This is a genomic window from Streptomyces sp. T028, assembly GCF_048159505.1.
Lineage (GTDB): Bacteria > Actinomycetota > Actinomycetes > Streptomycetales > Streptomycetaceae > Streptomyces.
Map to the genome: position 1 here is coordinate 1 of NZ_JBLRVZ010000104.1, position 8,394 is coordinate 8,394.

Genomic DNA, 8,394 nt, shown 5'->3' on the forward strand with positions numbered 1-8,394 from the left:
CCCCGCTACATGATCCACCTCTCCCGTCACTGCCCCGACTGCCTGATCTACCGCCGGGCCCTGGAGGACTACGTCCTGCCCAAGGTGCCCTCGGGCAGTGGGTCCTTCGACTGCGGCTGGTACTCGCTCACCCACCTCAACCAGCTCGTCCACCGCGCCGACGCCCGAGGTGGCCGGTGACCTTCCCCACCCGCCGCCCCGGCCGGGCCCTGACGCTGCTGCGTGCCAGCGCCGACGCCACCACGGCCATCCCCGCCGCTCACTGGCCGACGCAGCTGGCCGCCAGCCTGAGCGAACTCGACGCCACCTGGCAGGAATCCGCGCAGCTGTGCGCCAACGCCGCGTGGACGGCACGCGCCGCCGGCCACAGCGTGCTGTGCCTCCTCCATTCCGAAGACGTCCTCGCATCCGGACCCGACCCGGTCGCCACCATGTCGATGCGGCATCTGTACCTGAGCGCCCTGCGCTACGACTTCCGCTGCCCCCACCCTCACCTTGCTCGTCGAGCAGCTGCCGCCGCAGGAACGGGACGGCCTGGACTGCTACAGCCGCGCCCTCTACGCCTTCGCCCTGCTCGGGCAGTCCCGGCCCGAGGGCCTCGCCCTCATGCAGCAGGTCCTCGACGACGCCGGCGACCACGTCAAGACGCTGCATGTACTGCTGCACGGGCTGTGGCTCGGGCACGACCTGCCTGGGCGTGAGGAGCTCATGCTGCAGATCCTCGACCGTCCGCCGTTCGCCTCGCGCACTGACCCCATCGCGCTCTTCCGCGAGGCCGCCGCTCTGCGCGCGCTCGGCGAGTACCGGGCTGCGCTCGAGGCGATCGACCGCGCCCTGGATCTGCTGCCGCATGGCGATGTGTCCGTCCACGCCGACCTCGTCCGCGAGCGTTCCCTGATCGCCACGGCCCGCGACGTCCAGCGCCTCGTCGGCCGCCCCGTGAAAGGCAGCCTGGAATGATGGCGCGCGTGCGCACCCGCAGCCCGTACGCGACGGAAGCGCTGGCCGAGGCCCTCGGCCGTCCCGTGTCCGATCAGGAGGGCCTGACCGGGCACACGGTGGTTGCTCACTGGCCGGGTCTGGGCCACGTCGCCTTCGACGACGAGCAGCGTGTCTGGACGTCCAAGGACTGGGAGGATCACCTGGACGCGCCGTCGTGGGAGCATCCCCGCGCCAAGGGCCTGCGGAAGGAGCGCTTCTCCATCTGGCACGCCGAGGTGCGTCTGGCCCCGGGCGACCGCCGGCTCACCGGCCCGGAGTGGTCCGAGATCGCCCACCGGCTCGCCCGCGCCGCCGGAATCGCGACACCGGGCGACACCAGCAGCTGCCGCTGGATCGCCCTCCAGGCTCAGCCCCGGCGTCTCGACCTAATCGCCAACCTCATTCGCCCCGACGGCACCTGGACCGTCCAGGCCGGCTTGCTCCTCCAGATGGCGGCGGAATGCCGACGCCTGGAGACCGCCCTCAGCCTCCTTGCGCCCCTGCCCGGCCGGTCGTCGCGGCGCACCGTTACTCCCCCGGCCGCTGTGCGCGCGGCTGTCGGGACGACGGGGCAGCTTGGCGAGCTGTTGCACCAGCTCGCCGACGAGACCACCGGGCCGCTGGCCACCGCGCGCGGGCTCGTCGAGCACGCGGCGCACCGCCTCGGCGCGCTTCCCCACCCCGACGGCCTGGTCACGGAACACCAGTTGGAGTGGATCGCTCGCCGCCTGTACGGCATCCAGCAGGACCTGGACAGCGTTGCCGCGGACCTGGCCGCCCCATTCCGCCCGCCCGTCCCCGCCCCCGCGGCGTCTGTCCCCCGTTCCGCGTCCGCTCGTACTCGATCAACTCCTTAGAAAGTTGCCGCTCTTTACCGACCGCCGCGAAGCGTATGAGCTTCCGCTCGGTGCCCAGGTCGCACATCTCGCCGAGCGCCTACGCCGGGCCGTCACCACGGACGAAGCCGCCGATGTCCTCATCGAGTTACCGCCACCCACGACGGCATCCTGACCGTCCCGGGCGACGTACTCGCCGCTACTGCCGACTTCTACGAACACCTCGGCCACCCCGTCGGCCGGCACACCGCCAAGCGGCTGCGTCACCTCGCCAAGCAGCGGCTGCAGACCGTCCGTTCCGACCTGGCCCACACCCGCACCGACCTCGCCGACCGTCACCAACGCCACCCCGGGCCGCGGCCGTGCACCGTCGAGACCGGGCCGGACGGGACGGAAGCCTCCGCCGTCTGCTCCTGCCCGCCACCCCACATCCCCACCACCCTGCATCCGCGCCCCGCCGTGCCGACACCCACCGGCCACCGAGGATGTCCCATCCCTTGAGGAAACCCTTGCCCGCCACCGATGACTCTCTCGCCTCCTTCGCCGCCGTCCTCGCCGGCGAACTGCCCGGCCAATGGACCAGCCAGTACCACCCCGACCGCGGCAGCTCCACCGACCACGGCAAACTGACCGCCGAGGTCTGGGACCTGGACCAGGTCGCCGCCGCCCTCGCCGAGCACTCCCTCGACCACTGCGCGATTCTGACCCGGCACGCGGACGGCACCCGGCTGTTCGTCATGGACCGCAACGACGACGGCTTCCTCATCGCCGCCATGGCCCCCAACAACCTGCCCACCGAGGCGTACCGCGGGGTCCGCGAGCCCGACGGCATCGCCGTCGTCGCGAACCCCTTCCGCGCCGCGAAGCACGTCTCGCTGCGCCTGCTGCCCCGCTACGAGCAAGCCCTCGCCCAGGTGCGGGACAACGCCGCCCGCCTCTCCACCCGGCCGGCCGACCAGCAGGAGCGTGTGGTGCTGACCTGGTCCGGCGAGGACATCGTGACCGTCCCGCCCGACCGCGCAGACGTCACCAAGGCCCTCACCGAGCACGGCTTCGTGTCCGACGAGGCACGCAATCTGTTCGTGCTGTCCGACGGCGATTCAGCCCAGGTGGCCGCATCCGTCCGCGCCGTCGGCCACCGGCTGTCCGCACTGGGCGTCGGCGTCCTGCTCTCCCGCCCGACAGGCCGACCCGCGCCGGACATCACCCACCCCCAGCCCCCCGCCAGGCCGGTTCCGGCCTCTCACCGCGCGCGGTGAACGGCAGCGCCCAGGGGGGCGAGCCGGACTTCTTCGTCCTCGACTACATCACCATCACCCGCGATCCGCGCACGCAGCTGGTTGTCGCCATCGGCGGCGACGAGCGCGCGGCCGGCATTCTGCAGGCGGCCGGAAGGTTCATCGACGCCCCCGGCCCTCGCGGCCCGTACCACCGCCAGCCCCACACCATGGCGGTCGACCAGCAGCGAACCGGCGCCACGGCCGCAGCCCTCGCGCTGTTGCAGGCCGGATACAGCGTCCACCTCGACCCCGACCTCAAGACGCTGAACACCTCGGACGGGGACCGCAAGGCCGCCCACCGTTACCTTCACCGGCTCGCCGAGCGCGCCCGCGATGCCGACAGTGATCGCGACGTGGCCGGGATCCTGACGCAGATCGCCGCACCGCACAACGGGCTGCTGCCTCATCTCGTCACAACCCTCAACGTCATCTGGATGTCCTGGGCCGAACACCTCGGCCCTGCCGACGACGACACCGACCTCGCGGCCGAGCTGAGAAACACCACCCAGAGCCTGTCCGCATACACCTTGCGGATCGAGCGCATCCGCAATCAGGCCGCGACGTCCCCACGTCCGCCACGCTCAGCGACAACCCCAACAGCCCTGCCTCAGCCACCGTCCGTCCGGCGACACTGACGCCCCGCCCCCCGAACAGGAGCAACTGCCCGTGGGAAACCGTGCCGACGACGAAGGCACCGACGTCGAGATCTACCGCAAACCCCTGACCGACACCGTCCACGCCGACACCCCCACCGGCGCACCCGAGCAGCTCCTCGCGCTGCTCGACCGGCTCGGCTTCGAACGCAGCACCCTCCAGCCCGCGGGCCCTTCTGGCCCGACCTACGTCTGGCACGAGGCTCCTGCACACCTCGGCGAGGACGAGAAGAAGCAGCTCGCCTCCCGCGCCGTTCCCGCGCTGCTGATGGCCGGATACGTCGGTCCACATCCCCGACTACCTCTTCGACGAATCCGCCTACCGCAGCGCCGCCGCCCAGATCCGAGCCCAGCGCGTCGCACCCGCCGTGCCCGCGCCCTCAGCCGAAGCGTCCTCCCTGGCCCGAAGCTCCCGCCGCGCCGGCTGACTTCACCCAAGCCCTCTGTTCGTTCCGCAGGAGCCCGATGCCCCACCCCACCGTCCCCTATGTCCTGGCGGCGCCCGGCTACCTCGCCGGCGGCAGCGACTGGGAACATCTGACCGAGTGGCTGCTGCGCGGCCACGGCTGGCGGGACGTGTCCCCGATCGACCAGCACACAGCCCTGGCCAGCCCCGACGGCCGTCTGCACGTCGCCCTCAACCGCCGGGGAGCCTGGACCCTGCGCGCCACCACCCCCACTGGGCGCGAATGGGCAGCGATCCTCGGCGCGCACCTTCCCGTCGAGTACGTCACCGCGCTCGTGGACACCATGCTGCGACCAGCCTGCCGCCACGACCCGGATGTCCTCGGCCCGTTGCACGCGGCAGGCTGGAACGCGGACGCCGCGGCCCCCACGCCGACGGCCGTGTCACCGGACGGCCTGGTCCGCTTCGCGGAAGAGACCGCACTCAGCCCCACGCGCGGGCCGTGGCACGCCGCCTGCACGGCCGACGGACATACCTGGTGGACAGCCGTCTTCAGCACCCACACCCCGCCCGGCGTCGTCGCCGCGTTCACCCGCAGCCTCGCCTCCGACGACCCGCTGCCGCGCATGGCCATCGGAACACCGTTGTACGGATGCGGGCCCTACACCCGTCTCACCCAGACCCTGCACGGATACGACGACGAGCAGGCACAGCTCGAAGCGCGGATCGACGAAGCCCGTGGCCACCGCCTCGCCGCGGCATCGCCCGCCGCACCGCGGCCCTCCTCCCGGCGCGCGCCCCGCACCCGCTGACCGCTCCTCCCTTCCGCTCATCACCCTCGTCTCAGGAGCTTTCCGTACCTCTCGCACCCCTCCGGACCCCACCGCCGATCACAGCGGAACGTCCGCCCCGCCTGGCTGTCTTCCTCTTCCGCCGATATCTGCGTGCCCTCGTCCTGAGTCCTCGTGATGGGGCCACGCCACTGGCCACCGGCCACCCCGAAGCCGCCTTGGACGAACCCCGCCGCCTCGGCCACCACAGCTAACTCCCACGCCCCCCGCATCCCGACCAGGAGGCCCGTGACCGACCCCTCTGTTCACCCCGTGAGATTCGCCCAGGAGATAGCCGACCAGATCGGCCGACTGTCCGAACATCTCGCGCTCGCGCCACCGCGCGAGGCCGCCCACATCCTCGCCACCGTCCTCGACCAGGACGTCGGTGTTCTGGGCCGGTTCACCGCTCTGATGGCCACCGGCTCGCAGTTCGCCAAGCACCACTCCGAGCGCGGCATCCTCCCGCCCGACGTCTGGCTCGCGGTGGGCCGCGCCGCCAACGAACTCCACAGCATCGGCCAAGACCTCGACGAGCACGTCGAACAGCTCGACGCCCTCGCCAACCCCGCCGCCCCACCCCGGCCGGCAACACCGCCACCGGTCGCTTCGTCGCTCGTCGTCAGGCGCCGCCGATGAAGAAGCAGTGGACCGGCTGGGGGCCGGGTCAGCAGCCCGAGCAGCACTACCTCATCCAGCCCCGCCATCTCGCCGGTGGCGGCGACCTGCGGCACGTCACGGAGTTCCTGCGCGCCTCGGGCTGGAAGGACAAGTCCACCACCGGGGGCCGTCTCATCTTCGACAGCCCCGACCGTACGGTCCGTGTCGGCTACGACCCGTTCACCCAGCCCGGCGGCTGGACAGTGTCCGGCAAGCCGACCGCGCAGCAGCAGGCGTGGCATGCGACCTTCGGACGCCAAGTACCTGTGGAGATCGTCGCCGGGTTCACCGACGCGCTCACCCAGCCCCGCTCCGCGCACGCGCCCAACGTCTGGTCACCGCTTCAGCAGCAGGGCTGGAGAACCGACCGCGACGGGCAGTTCACCGCGACAAGCCCGGACGGCGACGCGTTCGTGCAGTTCCACTCCGACGGGGCCGGGAAGGCCCACTGGTTCGCCGGAGCCGGCACCGAGCACGGCCGGAGCTGGGACGCGACGTTCACGCCGACCACCCCGATGCACCTCATCCAGGCGTTCGCCACCGCTCTGGCCGACCCACGGCCGGTGATGCGTCCGCGCGGACACGTCCCGCCGTCCACCCGGATCCGCACCACCTCCGTCTCCGTGCTGCCCTCCGAACTCGGAGCCTGGCAGCAGGCCCGGATCACCGCCGCCCGCGCCGCGACCTGGGCACGCAACTCCTGGACGACCGCCCGGCCCCGACGCACGCCCGCCCCGGGCCCGTACTCCGCAGCGGGCACGGCACGCCGCCGCTGATTACACACCGTCGCCATTCGCACAGCCGGACCCGATTCCAGCCCGACGGGCGACGCACTCCCACCCGCGGTCTTCCGCCCGGGCCCGCTCCCACTCAACCCGAGGAACCTTCATGCCCGACCACTTCCCGGACGACGTCACCCCCACCCCCGACGACATCCGCGACGCCACCGAGACCCTGTCGCAGCTCACGGAGTATCTGCGCACCAACCCCGACCTGCGCACGGCACTCGCCCTCATGGAGCCGCTGCTCGACGAATACGCCGGCCTTCCCATCCAACTCGGCGACACGCTGCGGGCCTTCGCCCGGGCCCTCACCGACAACCCCACCATCCCGCACGGCGCTGCCCTCACCCTCGTCGCCGACCTGCGCAGTGCAGCGTGGGAGCAGACTGGCCACCACAGCCTGCATCACACGCTCGACGAACTGCGGGCCATCATGCGCTCCGAACTCGGTACTGCACAGGGCCGTTCGTGACGCACGCGGACCGGCAGCTGCCCGAGCACTCCGCCCAGCTCTCCTGGCGCATCCCGCGCGGCACCAATCCCCATCACCTGGCTGGAACCGGTGACGCCCGCTACCGCACGCCCACCGGCACACCGGCCAACGCCGATCAATCCGAGCGGACTGGCAGCGGTCTGGCCCTCTCCATCCCTCTCTCATCAACAGCCCAGTGACCCACCCCCACTTCCCCACCCGCGCCAACGAGCCGCACAACACCATCTGGTTCGAGACCCGCCCTCGGCACCTGGCCGGCCGCGGCGATCCCCGACGCATCACCCAGACGCTGCGCGCCGCCGGATGGAAGAACCATTCCGACCCGGACTATCCCCACGTCCTCCTGGCCAGCCCCGACTACCAGCACACCCTGGTCCTGGAACCCAGACCAGAGCCGTACGCAGCATGGTGGCGCATCCGCGGCGGATCCCAAGAGCGGCGCTGGTACACGGAGTTCGGCGGCAACACCCCCGTCGAGATACTCGCCTCACTCACCGACGCCCTGCTTCAGCCCGCGCCCCAGACCACCCCAGACATCTGGCCAGCCCTCACCTCGGCGGGCTGGGCCTACGAGCGCGACGAGAACGGCAACGAAACAGCCGCGCATCCAGACGGCATCCTGAGCCTGCGCCGCTGGACCGTCTCCCCCGCTGAGCGCTTCTTCTGGACCGCGGAAGCCACCCTCGCCACCGGGCTCGGCGGCCTTAACCGGCTCTGGCGCGCCTCCCTCGACGACAACATGCCGCAGCATCTGATCGCCGCGTTCGCCGCCGCTCTGGCCAGCGACGAGCCCGTGCAGCGCGGCCGGTACGACGTTCCCCACTCCCATCTGGTCACCCAGCACCAGCGCGGACCGCAGGGCGAACAACTCGCCGCCGCCCACGAGGCTCGTCTGAAAGCCGCCCGCGCCGCTGCCCGCAAAGTCCGACGCAGCGCTGCGCTGCCGACGCACAGCGGACCAGCTCCCGCCACCGCCTCCCCGGCCACCGTGCGGGGTCGCTGACCCAAGCCGGGCGGCCCGGCCTCCCGGCTCACCACCCGCCCTGCCCTCACACCAGACCCTGCACCCGGAATACCTTTGATCCCCACGACGCCTGCCCCGAACGAGATCCACCAGCCGCATCTGGACCAGTTGGACGCCTTCCTGCGGGAGAGCGAACTCATCCTCGAAGCCTGGAACATCTACTCCGACGAACACACCGACCTCGACGGCTGGCCGTACGACGATGACGCCTACGGTCGGCGTGCCGCCCAGCGCGACGCCGACACGGCCAACGCGTTCGAGGCCGTGAGCGAGCAAGCTCACCAACTGCTCGCCACCGCCGAAATCCAGCTCGCCTCCCTGCCCGCCCGCGCGGTGCAGAACCGCTGGGTGTGGCAACTGGGCACCCTGCGCGACGCGCTCGACCGGCTCGACGCCCTGCATGACGAGTGGCACCAGGCCCTCGACGGCCTGCCCGCCGACGCCCGTCC

General features: G+C 71.6%; 11 protein-coding genes and 1 pseudogene. All 12 read left to right on the forward strand.

Annotation, left to right across the window (positions count from 1 at the left end):
* Nucleotides 1-180, forward strand: a pseudogene (locus ACLZN2_RS50500) (hypothetical protein); the annotation flags it as partial.
* 315 nt (nucleotides 181-495) lie between these two features.
* A complete protein-coding gene (locus ACLZN2_RS50505) occupies nucleotides 496-960 on the forward strand; it encodes a tetratricopeptide repeat protein (RefSeq protein WP_416986983.1) in 465 nt (154 codons plus the stop codon).
* A complete protein-coding gene (locus tag ACLZN2_RS50510) occupies nucleotides 960-1,838 on the forward strand; it encodes a hypothetical protein (protein ID WP_416986999.1) in 879 nt (292 codons plus the stop codon). The genes ACLZN2_RS50505 and ACLZN2_RS50510 overlap by 1 nt, the downstream gene beginning before the upstream one ends.
* A 488-nt stretch (nucleotides 1,839-2,326) precedes the next feature.
* Nucleotides 2,327-3,076: a hypothetical protein gene (locus tag ACLZN2_RS50515; protein WP_416986984.1), complete on the forward strand. Its 750-nt coding sequence runs from the start codon at nucleotides 2,327-2,329 to the stop codon at nucleotides 3,074-3,076.
* Entirely contained in the window at nucleotides 3,073-3,732 is a 660-nt protein-coding gene (locus tag ACLZN2_RS50520; RefSeq protein WP_416986986.1) for a hypothetical protein, read from the forward strand. Before ACLZN2_RS50515 ends, ACLZN2_RS50520 begins: the two co-directional genes overlap by 4 nt.
* 483 nt (nucleotides 3,733-4,215) lie before the next feature.
* A complete protein-coding gene (locus tag ACLZN2_RS50525; RefSeq protein ID WP_416986988.1) occupies nucleotides 4,216-4,968 on the forward strand; it encodes a DUF317 domain-containing protein in 753 nt (250 codons plus the stop codon).
* Nucleotides 4,969-5,259: 291 nt separating this feature from the next.
* Nucleotides 5,260-5,625 (forward strand): hypothetical protein, encoded by a 366-nt coding sequence (locus tag ACLZN2_RS50530; protein ID WP_416986990.1) that lies wholly within the window; start codon nucleotides 5,260-5,262, stop codon nucleotides 5,623-5,625.
* Nucleotides 5,622-6,422 carry a DUF317 domain-containing protein gene (locus ACLZN2_RS50535; RefSeq protein WP_416986992.1) on the forward strand — a complete coding sequence of 267 codons (801 nt, stop codon included), beginning with the start codon at nucleotides 5,622-5,624 and terminating at the stop codon, nucleotides 6,420-6,422. The genes ACLZN2_RS50530 and ACLZN2_RS50535 overlap by 4 nt, the downstream gene beginning before the upstream one ends.
* A 112-nt stretch (nucleotides 6,423-6,534) precedes the next feature.
* Entirely contained in the window at nucleotides 6,535-6,900 is a 366-nt protein-coding gene (locus ACLZN2_RS50540; protein ID WP_416986994.1) for a hypothetical protein, read from the forward strand.
* Complete coding sequence (locus tag ACLZN2_RS50545; RefSeq protein WP_416986996.1) at nucleotides 6,897-7,100, forward strand: hypothetical protein; 204 nt, start codon at nucleotides 6,897-6,899, stop codon at nucleotides 7,098-7,100. The genes ACLZN2_RS50540 and ACLZN2_RS50545 overlap by 4 nt, the downstream gene beginning before the upstream one ends.
* The gene (locus ACLZN2_RS50550) at nucleotides 7,097-7,924 is read left to right on the forward strand and encodes a DUF317 domain-containing protein (protein ID WP_416986997.1); all 828 of its coding nucleotides are present in this window, start codon (nucleotides 7,097-7,099) and stop codon (nucleotides 7,922-7,924) included. Before ACLZN2_RS50545 ends, ACLZN2_RS50550 begins: the two co-directional genes overlap by 4 nt.
* 75 nt (nucleotides 7,925-7,999) lie before the next feature.
* A partial coding sequence (locus ACLZN2_RS50555) for a hypothetical protein (RefSeq protein WP_416986998.1) occupies nucleotides 8,000-8,394 on the forward strand: 395 nt, incomplete at its 3' end.